The organism is Roseomonas marmotae (assembly GCF_017654485.1).
GTDB lineage: Bacteria > Pseudomonadota > Alphaproteobacteria > Acetobacterales > Acetobacteraceae > Pseudoroseomonas > Pseudoroseomonas marmotae.
In genome coordinates this window covers 181,385-198,022 of record NZ_CP061094.1, presented here as the reverse complement: position 1 = coordinate 198,022, position 16,638 = coordinate 181,385, and the positions used below count along the sequence as shown (strand labels likewise).

General features: G+C 69.0%; 17 protein-coding genes. 5 read left to right on the top strand and 12 right to left on the bottom strand.

The window, feature by feature from the left end; genetic code table 11:
* Positions 1–5 precede the first annotated feature (5 nt).
* From IAI58_RS19540 to pqqA, 3 genes are all read right to left on the bottom strand, one after another.
* Positions 6–923 carry a quinoprotein relay system zinc metallohydrolase 2 gene (locus tag IAI58_RS19540; protein ID WP_207447835.1) on the bottom strand — a complete coding sequence of 306 codons (918 nt, stop codon included), beginning with the start codon at positions 921–923 and terminating at the stop codon, positions 6–8.
* Between the two features lie 25 nt (positions 924–948).
* Positions 949–2,055, bottom strand: coding sequence for a pyrroloquinoline quinone biosynthesis protein PqqE (pqqE, locus tag IAI58_RS19535; RefSeq protein ID WP_207447833.1), 1,107 nt, complete (start codon positions 2,053–2,055; stop codon positions 949–951).
* A gap of 100 nt (positions 2,056–2,155) precedes the next feature.
* Positions 2,156–2,233: a pyrroloquinoline quinone precursor peptide PqqA gene (gene pqqA / locus IAI58_RS23555; RefSeq protein WP_408906205.1), complete on the bottom strand. Its 78-nt coding sequence runs from the start codon at positions 2,231–2,233 to the stop codon at positions 2,156–2,158.
* A gap of 372 nt (positions 2,234–2,605) precedes the next feature.
* Here pqqA and IAI58_RS19525 point away from each other — a divergent pair, with 372 nt between their 5' ends.
* Complete coding sequence (locus tag IAI58_RS19525) at positions 2,606–4,174, top strand: hypothetical protein (RefSeq protein ID WP_207447828.1); 1,569 nt, start codon at positions 2,606–2,608, stop codon at positions 4,172–4,174.
* A gap of 24 nt (positions 4,175–4,198) precedes the next feature.
* Here IAI58_RS19525 and IAI58_RS19520 read toward each other — a convergent pair whose 3' ends face one another.
* Positions 4,199–4,756: a TetR/AcrR family transcriptional regulator gene (locus IAI58_RS19520; protein WP_207447826.1), complete on the bottom strand. Its 558-nt coding sequence runs from the start codon at positions 4,754–4,756 to the stop codon at positions 4,199–4,201.
* Positions 4,757–4,998: 242 nt separating this feature from the next.
* Here IAI58_RS19520 and IAI58_RS19515 point away from each other — a divergent pair, with 242 nt between their 5' ends.
* Genes IAI58_RS19515 through IAI58_RS19505 form a run of 3 tightly spaced genes read left to right on the top strand, consistent with a single transcriptional unit; the run spans position 4,999 to position 8,793 of the window.
* Complete coding sequence (locus IAI58_RS19515; protein WP_207447824.1) at positions 4,999–5,496, top strand: (2Fe-2S)-binding protein; 498 nt, start codon at positions 4,999–5,001, stop codon at positions 5,494–5,496.
* The gene (locus tag IAI58_RS19510; protein ID WP_207447822.1) at positions 5,493–6,551 is read left to right on the top strand and encodes an FAD binding domain-containing protein; all 1,059 of its coding nucleotides are present in this window, start codon (positions 5,493–5,495) and stop codon (positions 6,549–6,551) included. Before IAI58_RS19515 ends, IAI58_RS19510 begins: the two co-directional genes overlap by 4 nt.
* Positions 6,544–8,793, top strand: a complete 2,250-nt coding sequence (locus IAI58_RS19505) for a xanthine dehydrogenase family protein molybdopterin-binding subunit (RefSeq protein WP_207447820.1) — start codon at positions 6,544–6,546, stop codon at positions 8,791–8,793. The genes IAI58_RS19510 and IAI58_RS19505 overlap by 8 nt, the downstream gene beginning before the upstream one ends.
* A gap of 16 nt (positions 8,794–8,809) precedes the next feature.
* Here the strand turns inward: IAI58_RS19505 and IAI58_RS19500 are convergent, their stop codons facing one another.
* Genes IAI58_RS19500 through IAI58_RS19480 form a run of 5 tightly spaced genes read right to left on the bottom strand, consistent with a single transcriptional unit; the run spans position 8,810 to position 12,139 of the window.
* The gene (locus tag IAI58_RS19500; RefSeq protein ID WP_207447818.1) at positions 8,810–9,511 is read right to left on the bottom strand and encodes an energy-coupling factor ABC transporter ATP-binding protein; all 702 of its coding nucleotides are present in this window, start codon (positions 9,509–9,511) and stop codon (positions 8,810–8,812) included.
* Positions 9,508–10,221 carry a cobalt ECF transporter T component CbiQ gene (gene cbiQ / locus IAI58_RS19495; RefSeq protein WP_207447816.1) on the bottom strand — a complete coding sequence of 238 codons (714 nt, stop codon included), beginning with the start codon at positions 10,219–10,221 and terminating at the stop codon, positions 9,508–9,510. Before cbiQ ends, IAI58_RS19500 begins: the two co-directional genes overlap by 4 nt.
* Positions 10,218–10,769 (bottom strand): hypothetical protein, encoded by a 552-nt coding sequence (locus IAI58_RS19490; RefSeq protein WP_207447814.1) that lies wholly within the window; start codon positions 10,767–10,769, stop codon positions 10,218–10,220. Before IAI58_RS19490 ends, cbiQ begins: the two co-directional genes overlap by 4 nt.
* Complete coding sequence (gene cbiM, locus IAI58_RS19485) at positions 10,766–11,380, bottom strand: cobalt transporter CbiM (RefSeq protein WP_207447812.1); 615 nt, start codon at positions 11,378–11,380, stop codon at positions 10,766–10,768. Before cbiM ends, IAI58_RS19490 begins: the two co-directional genes overlap by 4 nt.
* Before the next feature lie 6 nt (positions 11,381–11,386).
* The gene (locus tag IAI58_RS19480) at positions 11,387–12,139 is read right to left on the bottom strand and encodes a DUF4198 domain-containing protein (protein WP_419555864.1); all 753 of its coding nucleotides are present in this window, start codon (positions 12,137–12,139) and stop codon (positions 11,387–11,389) included.
* A 173-nt stretch (positions 12,140–12,312) separates the two neighbouring features.
* Here IAI58_RS19480 and nikR point away from each other — a divergent pair, with 173 nt between their 5' ends.
* A complete protein-coding gene (gene nikR / locus IAI58_RS19475; RefSeq protein ID WP_208776246.1) occupies positions 12,313–12,786 on the top strand; it encodes a nickel-responsive transcriptional regulator NikR in 474 nt (157 codons plus the stop codon).
* Positions 12,787–12,846: 60 nt separating this feature from the next.
* Here nikR and IAI58_RS19470 read toward each other — a convergent pair whose 3' ends face one another.
* The 3 genes from IAI58_RS19470 to yut form a co-directional block, all read right to left on the bottom strand.
* Complete coding sequence (locus IAI58_RS19470) at positions 12,847–14,085, bottom strand: ArsB/NhaD family transporter (protein WP_207447807.1); 1,239 nt, start codon at positions 14,083–14,085, stop codon at positions 12,847–12,849.
* Positions 14,086–14,205: 120 nt separating this feature from the next.
* A complete protein-coding gene (locus IAI58_RS19465; RefSeq protein WP_207447805.1) occupies positions 14,206–15,447 on the bottom strand; it encodes an ammonium transporter in 1,242 nt (413 codons plus the stop codon).
* Positions 15,448–15,610: 163 nt separating this feature from the next.
* Positions 15,611–16,633, bottom strand: coding sequence for an urea transporter (yut, locus tag IAI58_RS19460; RefSeq protein WP_207447803.1), 1,023 nt, complete (start codon positions 16,631–16,633; stop codon positions 15,611–15,613).
* Positions 16,634–16,638 lie beyond the last annotated feature (5 nt).

The window sequence follows — 16,638 nt, the reverse complement described above, 5'->3', positions numbered from 1 at the left end:
CGGCTTCACTCCCATTCCAGTTGACGATAGGCGGCGGTGACATTGCGGCCGTGATACCGGTCGGCCAGCTGCCAGTGCCGCGCGGCTTCCACGGCGACACGCTCCGGTGCCTCGGCCAGCCCGGTGCCGGCGGCGATGGCGCCGCGCACGCCGTCGCGCAGCGCGGTCAGATAGCCATGAAGCGGGGCGGCGGCCTGTGGCCATGGCACCGCCGGGGGGCCATGGCCCGGCACGGCAAGCGGCGCTGCCTCCTCTCGCAGCGCGTCAAGGACACGCAGCCATCCCAGGAGATCCCCGTCGAGCGCGGGAATGCGGTCGACGAAGAGGAGGTCGGAGAGCCACAGCGTGCCGGTGGCGTCATCGCGGAGGCTGAGGTCATGGTCGGTATGGGCGGGCGGATGCGCGCACAGCTCCAGCCGGCGCCCACCGAGATCGAGTTCCACGTGATCCTCGACCAGCCGCGTCGGCACCAGGACGCCGCTGCCGGCCGCGCCGCTGCCCATCTCGCGCTCCAGCATCGCCGTGTAATAGGCGCCGCGCTGCGACAGGGATTCGGGAAGGCGTGCATGGCCGATCACTTCCGGCGCGAGGTCGGCGAAAGCCTCGGCGCCCATGATGTGGTCGGGATGCACATGCGTCAGCACGAGGTGGCGTACCGGCGGCGCGCCACGCGCCTCGATGGCCTGGCGCAGCAACTGCCCATGCGCGAGGCTGCCGCCCGGATCGATCACGGCTGTCGCCTTCGCCCCGCAGATAAAGCCGGTATTGGCGATGGTATTTAGGTTGCCGGGACTGGCTTCCTCCATCCGGCCCGGCATCACCCAGAGGCCTGGCGCCACCTCCACGCAGTCATCCGGGCCTGGTGCCGGTCCCGCGGCCGCCGGGCGGATGGGCAAGGCCTGGGCGGCAAGACCGAGCAGCATGGTCCGCCGGTCCCACCGCATCGGGCTAGCTGGCGGGCGCCGGCTGCCGGCGCATCTCGCGATACCGGAAGGCGTCGTCACTGGCCGCGGCTTCCTCCAGCGCGGCCTCCATCATCGCGTGATGGGGCGAGAGCGCGCAGGCCGGGTCCGTGGCCGCCGCATCGCCCGTCAGCGCGAAAGCCTGGCAGCGGCAGCCCCCCCAGTCCTGCTCCCGCCGCTCGCAGCCACGGCAGGGCTCGGGCATCCAGGCGGTGCCACGGAAGCGGTTGAAGGCCTCGGAATCCTGCCAGATGGCCCGCAGCGGGGTGCTCCGCACATTGGGGAACTCGAAGCCCGGAAGGCCGGCGGCGGCGTGGCAGGGCAATACATTCCCCGAAGGCGTCACCACCAGAACGGAACTGCCCCAGCCGCCCATGCAGGCCTTCGGGCGCCGCGCGTGATAGTCGGGGGCGACATCGTCGATCTGCATCCGCCCCCGCAGCGCCGGGCGCGCGGCCGCGATGATGGCATTGGCGGTGTCGAGCTGAGCCCGGCTGGGCAGCAGCGCCGCGCGGTTCTCATAGGCCCAGCCATGATACTGCACATGCGCCAGTTCCAGCCGCCCCGCGCCGAGCTCCAGCGCGAGATCGATGATCGCCGGCATGGCATCCAGGTTCTGGCGGTGCAGCACCGCATTCACCGTCAGGGGCAGGCCGGCCTGCCGCACCAATGCCGCGAAGGCGAGCTTGCGGGCATGGCCGCCGGGCATCCCGCCGATGCGGTCGGCCGTGGCGGCATCGGCGGCCTGCACCGAGAGCTGCACGTGATCCAGCCCGGCTTCCGCGAGCGCGCCCAGGCGCCGGGCATCGAGCGACACGCCTGACGTGATGAGGTTGGTATAGAGGCCGGCGCTGGCGGCATGGGCGACAATGGCCTCAAGGTCACGCCGGGTGGCCGGTTCGCCCCCTGACAGATGCAGTTGCAGGACGCCGAGCGCGGCGGCCTCCTCGAAGACACGGGCCCATTCGGCCGTGGACAGTTCCTGCGCGGCCTGTTCGAGTTCGAGGGGGTTGGAGCAATAGGGACAGCGCAAGGGGCAGCGATGCGTAAGCTCCGCCAGAAGTCCGAGCGGAGGACTGGGCGCCGAGGTCATCGCCGTTCACCTTCACCCCTGGAGCAGATATGCCGCGGCCTGACCCGTGCTGCCGGCGTGGCCGCTGAAGCAGCACGGGTCCGCATGGTGGCGGGAGGTCCTAAACCTCGGCGCCCTCGTAGCAGTTGATCTCCATGCCAAGGCAAACTTCGACGACACGAGGCTTTTTCCAGGCCATTTTCACGTCCTCCTTGATTGCCAAGCTCGTTCTCCTGGCATGATGAATTTCGGCCTGGGCCTGCTGGAAGTCAACGCCCTCCTGCGGCCCGGCGGCCGATCCCTTCAGGGGACCCTGCCTTCTCCCGGCCGGGGCGGAGCGATCCTGTTACTGAGTCGGCTGTAAGCCCCTGAGAAAGGCGTAACTTCGGCAATGTTCCGCATGATTCCAGGCAGCGGGCGCAGCTTTGGCAGGGCGGTCACAACGACGTTATGGCGGGTGGCGGCCGGCGAGGACTATGGCGTCCAGCCTTTCCTGGCTGACATGAGCATCCCTTCCCGGCCACCGGGATCTTCCCAGTTTTGGCCTTCATCCGTGTAACAGGGGCGGCAGATGATGAAGATCACGCGCCGGCAGCTTCCAGCGGCCTTTTCCGGCATGGCCGGCGGCGCGGGCCTGGCATCGGGCAGGGAGGCTCTGGCGCAGCCGCTGCCCGGCCTCGTCCGCATCGACCCCGCCCCGCTCTTCCCGATCTCGCCTTACCTCCACATGCAGTTCATGGAGCCACTGGGCGTGACCGACGGCTCCGTCGCGGCAAGCTGGGATGACGATGCCGATGACTGGCGCCGCGACTTCATCGAGACCGTGCGGGACCTGGCGCCGGGCGCGATCCGCTGGGGCGGCCTGCTGAGCCGCTATTACCGCTGGCGGGAGGCGGTCGGTCCGGTCGCGGCCCGGCGGCCGATGCGGAATTATCAATGGGGCGGCTGGGAAACCAACCGCGTGGGCACCGCCGAATTCGTCGATCTCTGCCGGCGCGTGAATGCCGCACCCATCCTGAGCGTCAACTTCCTGAGCGACGGGCATCAGCGCTACGCGCGGATGCGGGAAGGCGACCGCACCGGCGATGCGCGCGAGGCGGCGGACTGGGTCTCCTACTGCAATGACCCCGACGACCCGGCGCGCCGCCGTGACGGCGCCGCGGCGCCCTTTGACGTCAGGCTGTGGCAGATCGGCAACGAGACCTCCTATGGCGACGCGGGCTTCACGAAGAGCCAGGCCATCGCGCATACCATTTCCTTCGCGCGGGAGATGCGGGCCCGCGATCCATCCATCCGGTTGATCGGCTGGGGCGATCGCGGCCGCAGCGACGACCCCTCGCTCTGGGCGGGGGACATGCTGCGCCAGGCGGGCGAGCACCTCGATTACATCGCCATCCACATGATGCAGCAGCTCCCGCCCCGGCGGGACACGATCCTGCGCGGCCGGGCCTATCAGGATGATCCGGCGCGGGCCTGGGCGGAACTGATCGAGATGTCCGGGGGAATCGAGGCGCGGCTCGCGGAACTCGAGGATGTCATCGCCGCGCAGGGCACGCGGACCGGCATCGCCGTGACGGAGGGACATCTGAGCCTCACCCCGCACAACGCCAATCCGATCCTCGGGGAATGGCTCACGGGTGCCTATCATGCCCGTGCGCTGAACACCTATCAGCGGCACGGCGCCCGGGTGAAGATCGCCACGGCCGCCGATTTCAACGGCACCCGCTGGACCGTGGCCGCCGTGCGGCTGCAGGTGCCGCGCGGCGTGAGCTACCTGACGCCCGCCGGCTCCGTCATGCGCCTGTTTGGCCGGCACAACGGGGATCAGGCGGTCGCGGCCAGCGGAGGGCCGGCGGATCTCGACATGGTGGCCAGCCGGACCGGGAACAGGATCTTCCTGCACGTCGCCAATCTCAGCTTCGACACGGCTGCGGAAGCGGCTTTCACAGTCGATGGCGGCATCATCAGCGGCGGCCGTGTCCTGGAGATCGCGCCGGAGAACCCGCGGCAGGCCGTGACGCAGGACCAGCCGGATGTGTTCACCCCGCGGGAGAGACCGCTGGGACCGGGGCGCACGATCAGGTGGCGCTTCCCGCCCACGGCGGTCAGCGTCGTCGAGCTGGACTTCAGGCCGGTCTGAAAGGCGCCGCCCACCGCGCGGCCTTCATGGACGGCGCAGCCCGTCCACCAGGACATCCACCAGGCGCAGGACACCCACCTGCCAGTCCGGCCGGTCCTGGGCGTAGCAGATGCCGATCAGGGCGCGGATCACCTCCTCCGGGCCGATATCCGCGCGGATCTCGCCGGCCTCGGCCGCGCGCCGGAGCAGCTCGCCCACCGCTCTCGTGAGCCGGTCGAAGGAACAGGCCATGAGGTCGGGGGGGCCTTTCGTGGCCAGCGCGAGCGCCGCCACCATGCCCTTCTTCGTGGCGACGAATTCCACATTCGCCCGCAGCCATTGCCGCAGCGCCTCGGTCGGGTTGCCGGCTTCCTTCAGCGCCCCGGCCAGTTCGACCAGCTGCTCGACCTCGCGCCGGTACACCGCCTCGAACAATGCCTCCCGGGTCGGGAAGTGCCGGTACAGCGTGCCGATGCCGACTCCGGCCTTCCGCGCCACGGCCTCAAGGCTCGCATCCGCGCCACCCTGGCTGAAGACCGCCTTGGCGGCCTCCAGCACCTTCCCCCGGTTCCGCAGCGCATCCGCCCGCGGCTTCCGCGCCATCCTGGCCTGCTGACCGGTCATTGCAACCAGGCCTTCATTTTTCTCTTGTAAACGGAGGCCCCCTCCATATTCTTTCCTCTACGGCATCGGCGCGGCACAGATCCGCCTCGGTGTACGCTGTCTCAACGCAGTGACGTCAACCCTGTCCCATGACGACCCGGAGACGGCATCACCGGCCGTCACCGGCACCCGCCGCCCTGCGGGACAGATCTTCCCTGAAACAGCTCTCATCGGAGGTCCGCATGAGTCTGTCCATCACCCTCACTGTCAACGGCGTGCCGAGGAGGATCGAGCTGGATGATCCGAGGGTCACGCTGCTCGACCTGCTGCGCGAACGCCTGGATCTGCCGGGCACCAAGAAGGGCTGCGACCGCGGCCAGTGCGGCGCCTGCACGGTCATGCTCGACGGGCGGCGCGTCAATTCCTGCCTGGCCCTGGCGGTCAGCTATGACGGCGCCGAGCTGCTGACGATCGAGGGCCTGGCGCAGGACGGCACCCTGCATCCCCTGCAGGCCGCCTTCGTGGAGCATGACGCCTTCCAGTGCGGCTTCTGCACGCCCGGCCAGATCATGAGCGCGCTGGGCCTGATCACCGAGGGTCAGGCCGGCGACGAGCCGGAGCGGGTGCGGGAGGGCATGAGCGGCAATCTCTGCCGCTGCGGCGCCTACAAGGGCATCACCGAGGCCGTGCTGGAAGCCCAGCGAGGCATGGGCCGGTCCGGCCTGGAGGAAGCGCCATGAACCGCTTCGACTATGTGCGGCCATCGACGGTCGCGGAAGCCGTCGCAGCCGCCGCCCTGCCGGGCAGCGCCTATCTGGCCGCCGGCACCAACCTGCTGGACCTGATGAAGGGCGGCATCCTCCGGCCCGCGCGGCTGGTCGATGTCAGCCGCCTGCCCGGCCTCGACCGGATCGAGGCGATGCCGGATGGCGGACTCCGCATCGGCGCGCGCGTCCGCAATGCCGACCTCGCGCACGACCCCTCCTTCAGCCGGCGCTTCCCGGCGGTGGCCGAGGCGCTGCTCTCCGGCGCCTCCGCGCAGCTCCGCAACGCCGCGACCGCCGCCGGCAATCTGCTGCAACGCACGCGCTGCGCCTATTTCTACGACCCCGCCAGCGCCTGCAACAAACGCGACCCCGGCGCCGGCTGCGACGCGCGGGAGGGCGAGAACCGCCTGCATGCCGTGCTGGGCTGGAGCGAGCACTGCATCGCCACCCATCCCTCCGATTTCTGCGTCCCTCTCGCCGCCCTCGGCGCCGTCGTGGAGATCGAGGGCCAGGCCGGGCGGAGGGAGGTGGCGCTGGAGGATTTCCACCTGCTGCCCGGAGAGACGCCGGAGCGGGAGAGCATCCTCGCCTCCGGTGAACTGGTCCTCGGCCTCCGCCTTCCAGCCGGGGCGGATGGCTTCGCCGCGCATGCCCGCTACGTCAAGCTGCGCGAGCGCACCTCCTACGCCTTCGCCGTCGTCTCCGCCGCCGCCTGCCTGCGGATGCGGGACGGCGTGATCGAAGAGGCGCGGCTCGCGCTCGGCGGCGTCGCCGCGAAGCCCTGGCGCGCCCATGCCGCCGAGGCCGTGCTGGCCGGTGCCCGGCCCGATGCGGCGGCCTTCCGCCAGGCGGCGGAGGCCGCGCTCGCGGATGCGAGGCCCTCCGGCGACAATGGCTTCAAGATCGAGCTGGCACGCCGCATCGTCGCCCGCGCGCTGGCCCTGGCCGCCGCCGGGACGCAAGAGCGCCTGCCCGCCCTTCCCGCCTCCCCCTTCGCCCCCATTCCCGGAGGCCCGCTCCATGCCTGAGAGCATCCCCCATGCCCGGCAGGGCGCCAGTATCGGTCAGCCCATCACGCGCCGCGACGGCCCGCTGAAGGTCACCGGCCAGGCCCGCTACGCCGCCGACAACAACCCGCCCGGCCTGCTGCATGCCGTGCTGGCCGTCAGCAGCATCGCCCGTGGGCGCGTGGCCGCGCTCGACCTCGCCGCCGCCAGCGCGCATCCCGGCGTGGTCGCGGTGATGACCCCGGACAACCGGCCCGCGCTGGCGCAGGACCCGGACGAGAAGACAAGCCCTTTGGCCTTCCGGCTCGACCTGCTGCAGAACGACCGGGTGCGCTACGCGGGGCAGCCCATCGCCGTCGTGATCGCCGAGACGCTGGAAGCGGCGACCGAGGGCGCCACGCTGCTCGCGCCGCGCTACGAGGCCGAGCCGGTCCGCACCGGGCTGGACGGCGACGGGGCCTTCATCCCGGCCGCTATCGGCCCCGGCATGCCGGCGGAGGCACGGCACGGCGATGTCGAGGCCGGACTGGCCGCGGCCGGCACCAGGATCGAGGCGACCTACGAGACCCCCGCGCAGTATCACAACGCCATGGAGCCGCATGCCACCGTCGCGGCCTGGGATGGTGACCGCCTCTCCCTGGACACGCCCAGCCAGGGCCTCATCTGGGCGCAGGAGCGGATCGCCGGGCTCTTCGGCATCCCGCCCGGGAATATCGAGATCCGCAGCCCCTTCCTCGGCGGCGGCTTCGGCTCCAAGGGCCTGATGTCCGGACCGCAGGTTCTCGGCATCCTGGCGGCCCGCCTGGCCGGCCGCCCCGTGAAGCTGGTCCTGCGCCGCGAGCAGATGTACGGCCCGGTGGGGCACCGGGGGCCGACGCGGCAGACGCTGCGCCTCGGCACCGACCGGCAGGGGGCGCTGACCGCCATCCATCATCATGTCCGCACGGCCAGCAGCCGCTTCGACGACTTCTTCGAGCCCGCCGGCCAGCCCACGCACACCCTCTATGCCAGCCCCGCCATCGCCACGACCACCGAGGCGGTGCGGCTGGATACGGGCACCCCGAACTTCATGCGGGCCCCGGGTGAGGCGAGCGGCAGCATCGCGCTGGAGAGCGCGATCGACGAGATGGCGCAGGCCCTCGGCATGGACCCGCTGGAGTTCCGCCTGAGGAACTACGCGGAGGTGGAGCCGATCTCCGGCAAGCCCTTCTCCTCCAAGGCGCTGCGGGAATGCTATGCCCAGGGCGCGGCGCGCTTCGGCTGGCAGGGCCGTCCCCTCGCGCCGCGGCAGATGCGGGACGAGAACGGGCTGCTGGTGGGCTGGGGCATGGGCACGGCCACCTTCCCCGCCATCATGTTCCAGGGCCAGGCAAGGGTCGTGCTGCGGCGGGACGGCAGCGGCCTGGCGGAGACCGGCGCGCATGACATGGGCCAGGGCGCCTGGACCGCGCTCGCCCAGATCGCGGCGGACAGCCTGGGGCTGGAGATCGGCCAACTGGAGTTCCGCGCCGGCAACTCCAGCCAGCCGGATGCCGGCATCGCCGGCGGATCAGCCCAGACCGCGACGGCCGGCACCGCCCTGCGCGCCGCCGGCGAGGATGCCGTCGCGAAGCTGGCCGCACTGGCGATGGAGGACAGCCGCTCCCCCCTCTTCGGCGCCGGCAATGCCGGTGTCCTGGCGCGCGGCGGCCGGCTGCTGCGGCGCGACGACGAAAGCCGGGGCGAAAGCTATGCCGACATCCTGGCCCGGGCCGGGCTGGAGGAGATCGAGGGGCGCGGCAGCGGCGCCATGGACCCCGCCGTGCAGGAGCACTACGCGACCCATGCCCATGGCGCGGTCTTCGCCGAGGTGAAGGTCGATCCCGACCTCGGCCAGATCCGGGCGACGCGCCTGGTGGGTGCCTTCGCGGCCGGCACCATCATCAACCCGCGCCTGGTCCGCAGCCAGTATTACGGCGGCATGATCTGGGGCATCTCCTTCGCGCTGCACGAGCAGGCCGTGCCGGACCGGCGCTCGGGCCGGGTGATGAACGCCAACCTCGCCGAGTATCATGTGCCCGTGAACGCCGACATCCCTTCCCTCGAAGCCATCCTGGTGGAGGAACACGACCCGCATGTGAATGCGCTGGGTATCAAGGGCGTGGGCGAGATCGGCATCACCGGTTCGGCGGGCGCGGTGGCCAATGCGGTCTGGCACGCGACGGGCATCCGCGCGCGCCGCTTCCCGATCGCCATGGAGGCGCTGATGGGCATGCCATCCTGATTCTCCGGGCGTGGTCCTAGGCGGGATGGATATGCGGGTGGCTGTGCAGATGCCGGTGCGCGTGAATGGCGGCGGGGAAGAGCATGCCATCGCGGATCGCCATCGCCCGCGTCGCCAGCTCCGCGATGAAGCCGTCGTCATGCGACACCAGCAGCATGGCGCCGGGAAAGCCGCGCAGCGCCGCGCGCAGCCGGTGGCCGTTCTCGGTGTCGACGCCGTTGGTGGGCTCGTCGAGGATCAGCACCTCGGGCTTCATCGCCAGCAGGCCGGCGAGGCAGACCAGGCGCTTCTCGCCGCCCGACAACCGGTGGCTGATGCGCGGCGCGAGCGCGCCGATGCCGAGCCGGGCCAGGACATCCGCGGCCCGGCCGAGCGCCTCCGCCTGCGTGCAGCCGAGATTCAGCGGGCCGAAGGCGACATCCTCGATCACGGTCGGGCAGAAGAGCTGGTCGTCGCTGTCCTGGAAGAGGTAGCCGATGCGCGGGCGCAGGGAACGGAAGCCGTGCTCGTCGCGGCATTCCGTCCCGAACAGCCGGACTCGCCCCTCGACGCCGCGCTCCAGGCCCATGAGCGTCCGCAGCAATGTCGTCTTGCCCGCCCCGTTCGGGCCGATGATCGCCAGCCGCTCCCCCGATGAGAGGCTGAGGCTCGCATGGCTGAGCACCCTTGCGCCGTCCCGGCTCACGCTCACATCCTCAAGGGCCAGAAGCTCGCTCATAGCCGGTCCGTCAGGATGACGGCGATGCCGAAGGCGAGGATGAGGGTGAAGCCCATCCAGTCCCCGGCAGCCGGAGGAGGCTGCGCGACACGGGGGAAGCGCCCGTCATAGCCACGGCACAACATCGCCTCCTCGACCCTCTGCGCGCGGGCGAGCGCGCGGACCAGCAGCATGCCGAGCAGGTTGCCGTAGCTGCGCCAGGTATGCCGGTTCCCGCCCGGCCGGAAGCCGCGCATCCGCATCGCGTCATGCAGGCGCTGCGCCTCGCCACGGATCAGGCCGAGGTAGCGCGCGGTCAGCATGAAAAGCCGCACGGCTGGCTCCGGCACATGGAGGCCGCGCAGGGCCGCCCCCAGCCGGACCGGCTCGTCCTCGCGCAGCATCGTCACAATGACCAGCACGGAGGCCGAGACCTTGCAGGCGATGAGCGCCGCCCGCGACACGCCTTCGAGGCTCGCGGCGAAGGGGCCGAGGCTGAAGAGCGGCGGCCCCGCGACGCTGAAGGGAAGCGTCACGAACAGCAGCAGCAGGAAGCCCTCCAGGTGCAGCAGCCGGCGCCAGGAAGGCTGGCCGGACCGGTGCAGCCAGGCGAAGACCATGACGGCCGCGAACGCGCCGGCCGCGACGGGCAGCGACCTGAGCTGCGAGAGGCAGCCGACCACCGCGAAGGCCGCGACGATCCTCAGGCGCAGATCCCGCGGCCATGTCATCTGCGGCGACCACGGGCCCAGATCGCCATGCCCGCGAGGCCGAGGATCAGGAAGACCCCGGAGACCATGTCGGTGAAGCGCAGCCGCGCGTCCAGCTGCTCGATGCGCTCCATCAGCGGGGTCAGCTGGTGCTGGACGGCCTCCTCCACCATCACGGCGACCGGCTGCTGCGTCACGGCGGCGGGCCGCCCGTCCGCGGCAGGATCGGAGGTGCCGCCGGCCGGCGCGGCCCCGCCGAACCGTGCCGCGGGCAGGGAGGCCGAGGCGATATGGCCTTCACGCGTGTCGACCGTGACGGTCACCTCCGATGCCGGCGGCGGCGCCCTGAAGTCGAACCGGCCCTCGGCATCCGTCTCTCCGCTGGCGATCTCGCCACCCGTGGCACCATGCGCGATCCATGGCGTAGCCGCGGCGCGGCCACCGCCGATGAAGAAGGCATAGCCCCTCACCACGCCGCCCTCGACCGTCGCGAAGACCTTGAGCTTGTGCGCCTGAGCCGTCCCCATCCACGCGACGAAGGCCAGGGCCGGGAAGACGAGGCGCCTCACGGGGCGACGGGCCTCATGGCATCCGGCTGGACGCGGGCCAGGAAGGCGACGGCCGCCGCCGTGACGAAAGCCTCGCCGATGGCGAGCGGCAGGTAGGTGGCGGCCACGACGCTGGCGACCGGCGTGTAGTCGCTCGATGACAGCCACAGCGCCAGCGCGACCAGGGCCCCTGTCCCGATCACCGGCAGCATCCCCGTCAGCATTCCGGCCAGGAGGCGCAGCCCGGGGCTCCCGGTCGAGCGGATCAACGGCCCCAGGACCATGCCTGCCAGCAGGCCGGGAAGCGCGATGTTCACGGTATTGACGCCCAGCGTCGTCAGCCCGCCGAACCCGAAGAGCAGCGCCTGGAGCAGCAGCGCGACGAGCACGGCGGGAAAGATGGCCGTGCCCAGCATGATTCCCATCAGGCCCGACAACAGCAGGTGCACGCTGGACGGACCGACGGGGATGGCGATCAGCGACCCGGCGAACAGAGCCGCAGCCAGGATCGCCGCGCGCGGAATCAACCGGTCATCGAGCCGCTTCAGCCCGAGCGCCACCCCGGCGGCCGCGGCCACCCCGCCGCCAATCAGGACCGGCGCGGAAAGGATGCCGTCCGGGATATGTGCCATCGGCCACTACTTCCCGCCCATGTCGGTGGCCTTCACCCAGATCAGCGCGCCATTCTCGACCGGCGCCTGTTTGCCCTCGGGCGAGGTCATCGGCTCGTCACCCTCCAGCAGCGCCGCGAAGCCCCACCATCCCGCGCGCGGCATGGCGTAGGTGAAGGTGCCGTTGGCATCGGCCTTCACGACCTGGGTGACGAAGGCATCATTCGGCGTCTTCACCGTGCCGTCATTGATGAACTCCACCTCGATCTCGGCAGAGGGAACAGGCTTGCCGCCCTTCAGCACGACGCCCGAGAACAGATTGCCCGTCCACAGACCGGTCGGCCGGGTCAACGGACGGATTTCCACCGGCAGTCCGACCAGCGCGTCCCAGCCTTCGCCGGAAGCGTAGCTGTCGACGATCACCTTGGCATAATGGACGATGTATTTTCCCTCCGCCGCTTCCCAGTAGGGCCTTGGCGCCACGTAGAAGATCGCGGCCCCCGGTTCGGGCAGATCATGGGTGAAGCTCCAGGCGCTCTTGCCGCCGGCCACCTTCATGACGAGACGGTCCGTCATGTCGGTCTTCCTGCCGGCCAGCAGGACGCCCGCCTGGGCGGGCCTGGCCATGTCCATCACGGGGCCGCCTTCGACCGGGTGGGTGAACACCATGTCCACGGTCACGGCGCCACCTTCGGGAAGAACATCCGAGGAAGGGATGATCTCCTGGAAATGTGCCTGCGAAGGTGAAGCCAAAATCGGCGATGCCAAGAGCCCAAGCACGAGAGGAGCCGCGCGAAGTTCCAAGGCCATACCAATACCCGTTAAGAATTAGGTGCCGAAAAATCATACTCCCCGCCGTAGAAATCCGACAAGCTGAAATGGATGCTCATCGACGGCTCGTTTCCGCCGCCGGTATGATGGTCCGGTTTCAGGCGTTCCAGCGGAGGACCCGCATGCAGCGGATAACGATATCCATGGACGATGACCTGGCCGGGGAGCTGGACACACATATGCGGTTATCCGGTACCTCCAGCCGCTCCGAGGCGATCCGCGATCTGGTCCGGCGCGGCCTGTCCTCCCGTGCGGCGGGCCCGGCCGGGGCTCACTGCTTCGGTGTCGTGAGCTGCGCCATCGATCAATCGGTCCGCAGCCTCGCCGCGCGTGTGCCGCAAGGGCGGCTGGAGCGCCACGACCAGACGGTTTCGGCGCTCTCTGTTCCGCTGGATCATACGACGTCGATCGACGTCACCGTCATGCGCGGCCATGTCGCCGATATCTCCTCCTATGCCGAAGCACTCTTCCTGGAGCGTGGCGTCATGCACGGCGCCCTGAGCCTCATTCCGGTGGCGGAGAGCGCCGTCCACCACCGCCATGGGCCTGGGGCAGCGCATGAACACACGCATCCACGGATCAAAAGCGGGTTCTAGTGGAGGTGCTTCCCGGCACCGTGAGCAGACTGGCAGGCCGGGCCAGGGGCGCCGCCTGCCTCACCGCAGATAGTGGAGCCACCCGGCCGCGAGAAGCAGGCACAGGAACGCAAGCAGCGCGCCTGCCCTGGTGAATTCTCCGAAGCCGATGATGACCCCGCGCCGACGCCCCTCCTCCGCGACAATGATCCCTGCAAGGCTGCCGAAGAGCAGAGCGTTGGCGGAAAAGCTCGCACCCAACGCAACGGCCGCGCCAAGGAGCTCGGGATTCTCCCCGCCGGAGAGAAAGGGCAGTGCCAGCATCACGGCGGGCGTCGCCCCAACGATGTTGCAGAGCACGGCGATGACGACGAGCACAGCCACGGGGTCGTGCAGATCGAGCCCGGCCGAGGCCACCCAGTTCACCAGCTTCTCCGGCAGGCCGGTGGCGCCCAGCGCGGCGTTGACGATGAAAAGGCCGATCAGCAGCAGCAGCAGGGAACCGTCGACCGCCCCGAGGACCTTGTCCGAATCAACACGGCGGCTGACGAGCAGAAAGCTTGCGGCCAGAAGCGCGATCAGCATGCGCGGCCAGTCCGTGAACACGAAAGCCATGATCACGGCGGCAACGACAATGGCGGCTTTGATGGTCTCGGTCCGGTCCAGCGCGACCGGGACGACGGCGGTATCCACGGCGGCTTTCGGCGGGGCCGCCGGAAGGCTCCACTTGCCGCGATAGATGATGACCAGCACAAGCCAGGCCAGAACAAGGCCAAGGATCGAAGGGGGTGCGGTGAGGGCCGTGAATCCTGTGAAGGAGACTTCCAGAGTCTCGGCCACGATCATGCTCTTGGGACTGCCGATCAGGGTCGCAGCCGATCCGACATTGGCGGCGAAACAGAAGCCCAGCAGGAATGGAATGGGATTGAGGCGCCGCGCCAGGCATATCGCGCACAAGACCCCCGTCATGGCGGCAGAGACCACATCATTGGTGAGCACCGCCGACAAGATGCCGGAAACCGCGATGAAGATGGCGAGCAGTGCCTTCGGCCCCACCTTCACCGCGCCGACCTTCCTTGCCGTCCAGTCGTAGAAGCCGGCGACACCGAATGCGGAGGACACGATCATGAGCCCGAACAGGAGGCCGATGACATTGTAGTCGATCGCCCCCCAGGCGGCCGCTGGCGAAATCCTGCCCAGCGCTATCAGCAGCATCGCGCCGACCAAAGCCGCCCCGGTCCTGTGGAGGCGAAAGCCCGGCAGATGGCCCACGCCCATGGCCACGTAGACCAGGAAGAATATGGCGAGCGTCAGCTCCATTCGCCGACGACCCGCAGACAGGGGCGCGACGGCACAGGAAACCCTGCGCGGGAGCCCATCCACCGCCGGCGCGGGCGGACAGGCGGCGCCGGCGGTGAAGGCAGGTTTGCCACCTTCAACTCACTTCGTCTCGTCGTGATCCATGTTCCAGAGGTTGTAAGCGTGCTCGCCGTAGAGGGGGGCGTCGAGGCCCCGTTCCTGAATCTCCTCGGGCACACGAAGCACATTCATCGCGTCCAGCACCTTCAGGAGGACGTAGGTGATGACGCAGGAGTAGGCCGCGACGATGGCCACAGCGAGGATCTGGATGCCCAGCTGGTGAGCGCCCGCCGACACCTGGTTGATGTGCGAGCTGGCAAGGACGCCGATCAGTATCGCCCCTGTCATGCCACCGACGCCATGCGCCCTCCAGACTTCCAGGGAATCATCAATCCGCAGCGCCCTCTGGACGTATTTGGCGTAGTAGCAGACGGTCGCGCCGACCGCGCCGATGACAAGCGCGGCCATGGGTTCGACATAACCCGAGGCCGGGGTAATGGTGGCGAGGCCGGCCACGGCGCCGACCAGCACACCGGAGAAGGACGGACGGCCGCTCTCCCGCCATTCCCAGAACATCCAGACGAGCATGGCGATGGAGCCCGCCAGCATGGTGTTGGTGAAGGCATAGGCCGCCAGCGCATCGGCGGCGTAAGCACCGCCGGCATTGAAGCCGAACCACCCGAACCACAGCAGGCCCGCGCCCAGAGCGACCAGTGGCAGGCTGGCTGGCGCGGACTCGCTCTCGCCCGGGGCGAGCTTGCGCTTGCCGAGAAAGGCCGCCGTCGTGAGGGCGGAGAAGCCCGCCGTCGTGTGGATCACGATGCCACCGGCAAAATCGACAACGCCGAGACTGGCCAGGAAGCCGCCGCCCCAGATCCAATGTGCGGCCGGCAGGTAGATCAGGATGGTCCAGGCGGCGATGAAGATCAGATATGCGCCGAAGCGAAACCTTCCGACGAATGCGCCCGTCATCAGTGCCGGCGTGATGATGGCGAACATCATCTGATAGGCGAATACCATGATGAAGGGGATGTTCGGCGCGATGGATGGATGCGGGTCGATGCCAACATGGTACATGCCGAAATAGGGCACGATGCTGCCGATGACGCCGCCGATGTCAGGCCCGAAGACCAGGCTGAAGCCGCCGAACACCCAGATCAGCCCGACCACGCCTATACAGACGAAGTTCTGGATCATGATCGACAGCATGTCTCGCTGCTTCACAAGGCCACCGTAGAACAAGGCCAGTGCCGGGGTCATCATGCACACGAGCGCCGTGCACAGGAGGATGAAGGCGGTGTCGCCTGCATTGATAGTTTGCATGGCTTCTCTCTCATCATGCGCCGGTGCCACCGCAACCGGATCCGAGTTGACAGGAACGGCTATCGTTCAGACAAGCCAGGGCTGGCGGACCCGATGCGAGGCACGTCCCGCCAGCCCTGAACGGGGCGGCCGGCGGCCCCGACCCCGTTCCGGAAGCCCTTTATCACGCGGCAGGGCGCGCTGTTCCCCGGACCGTCGCCACATGGGCTGGATGAAGCACCAGGTGGGTAGCAACGGTCTCGTGCGGGTGCGGAGCCAGGTTCTTCTTCGGAGCAATGAACAGGTACATCGTCAGCACATAGGGGGCCGTGAAGGATGGCAGGCCCATGGGCGCCATGATGACATCGAATGCGCCTTGAACGAACACGGTCACCACCGTCGCCAGCAGCGCATAGATGAGAACCTTCGTCGTCGGCTGCAGGAAGATGACACCGACCGCCATCGCGGTCAGGACCGGACTGAAGCCGTAGAGTCCCTGGCTCACCGCCGACGGATTGGCGCCCATGCCGATCGCCACGACCATGGCAATGATCGACCCTGCGGCCGCGGCAAAACCCGCTCGCACCGAGGCTATGAAGACACCGAGAAGGATGATGACGCCGCTGATCCAGCTGCCAAGGAGATAAACCTGGCCGATGTTGCGGAAGAAGATCTCCATGAGCTCGATCGGCGCCGGCATGGAGGAAAGACCCTGCACATAGTCACTGGCGAGCCTCGGCGAGTCTCCGGTGACCCGGAGCCCACCGAAGGAATAGGCGCCTGCCAGCAGCAACCAGCCGGTGAGGACGAAGGGGCCGGTCGAACCGGGGATCTCCCATCTGGACGTCAGTGTCGCGCTGAAGGCGGCGGTGACGACGGTACTGGCCGCCGAGCCCACAACAACAAGAACCCAAAGCTCAGGCGAGGCGGCGATGAAGGTCGGCAATGCAGCGCCGACAAGCACGCCGTTGAAACCGTAGAGGCCGGACCGGATCGCGTCATCGGTACACTCCAAGAGCCTGGCGGTGAGAGTGGCCACCACGACCCCGACAGCCGCGCCGATGGTCGTCGCCCATACGCCTGATGCGTAGGAGGCGTAGGCCATCGCCACGAAGAACAGCACCCCGGTCAGGGCGTTCTCCATGAAGAAGACCTGGCTCGTGCCGCGCAGCGCCTCCACCACAAAATTTGGCTTTTCCTTGGACATGCATG

Coding starts and splice junctions, on each gene's coding strand:
- IAI58_RS19540 (WP_207447835.1), bottom strand. CDS start 923: ATGCTGCTCGGTCTTGCCGCCCAGGCCTTGCCCATCCGCCCGGCGGCC.
- pqqE (WP_207447833.1), bottom strand. CDS start 2,055: ATGACCTCGGCGCCCAGTCCTCCGCTCGGACTTCTGGCGGAGCTTACG.
- pqqA (WP_408906205.1), bottom strand. CDS start 2,233: ATGGCCTGGAAAAAGCCTCGTGTCGTCGAAGTTTGCCTTGGCATGGAG.
- IAI58_RS19525 (WP_207447828.1), top strand. CDS start 2,606: ATGATGAAGATCACGCGCCGGCAGCTTCCAGCGGCCTTTTCCGGCATG.
- IAI58_RS19520 (WP_207447826.1), bottom strand. CDS start 4,756: ATGGCGCGGAAGCCGCGGGCGGATGCGCTGCGGAACCGGGGGAAGGTG.
- IAI58_RS19515 (WP_207447824.1), top strand. CDS start 4,999: ATGAGTCTGTCCATCACCCTCACTGTCAACGGCGTGCCGAGGAGGATC.
- IAI58_RS19510 (WP_207447822.1), top strand. CDS start 5,493: ATGAACCGCTTCGACTATGTGCGGCCATCGACGGTCGCGGAAGCCGTC.
- IAI58_RS19505 (WP_207447820.1), top strand. CDS start 6,544: ATGCCTGAGAGCATCCCCCATGCCCGGCAGGGCGCCAGTATCGGTCAG.
- IAI58_RS19500 (WP_207447818.1), bottom strand. CDS start 9,511: ATGAGCGAGCTTCTGGCCCTTGAGGATGTGAGCGTGAGCCGGGACGGC.
- cbiQ (WP_207447816.1), bottom strand. CDS start 10,221: ATGACATGGCCGCGGGATCTGCGCCTGAGGATCGTCGCGGCCTTCGCG.
- cbiM (WP_207447812.1), bottom strand. CDS start 11,380: ATGGCACATATCCCGGACGGCATCCTTTCCGCGCCGGTCCTGATTGGC.
- nikR (WP_208776246.1), top strand. CDS start 12,313: ATGCAGCGGATAACGATATCCATGGACGATGACCTGGCCGGGGAGCTG.
- IAI58_RS19470 (WP_207447807.1), bottom strand. CDS start 14,085: ATGGAGCTGACGCTCGCCATATTCTTCCTGGTCTACGTGGCCATGGGC.
- IAI58_RS19465 (WP_207447805.1), bottom strand. CDS start 15,447: ATGCAAACTATCAATGCAGGCGACACCGCCTTCATCCTCCTGTGCACG.
- yut (WP_207447803.1), bottom strand. CDS start 16,633: ATGTCCAAGGAAAAGCCAAATTTTGTGGTGGAGGCGCTGCGCGGCACG.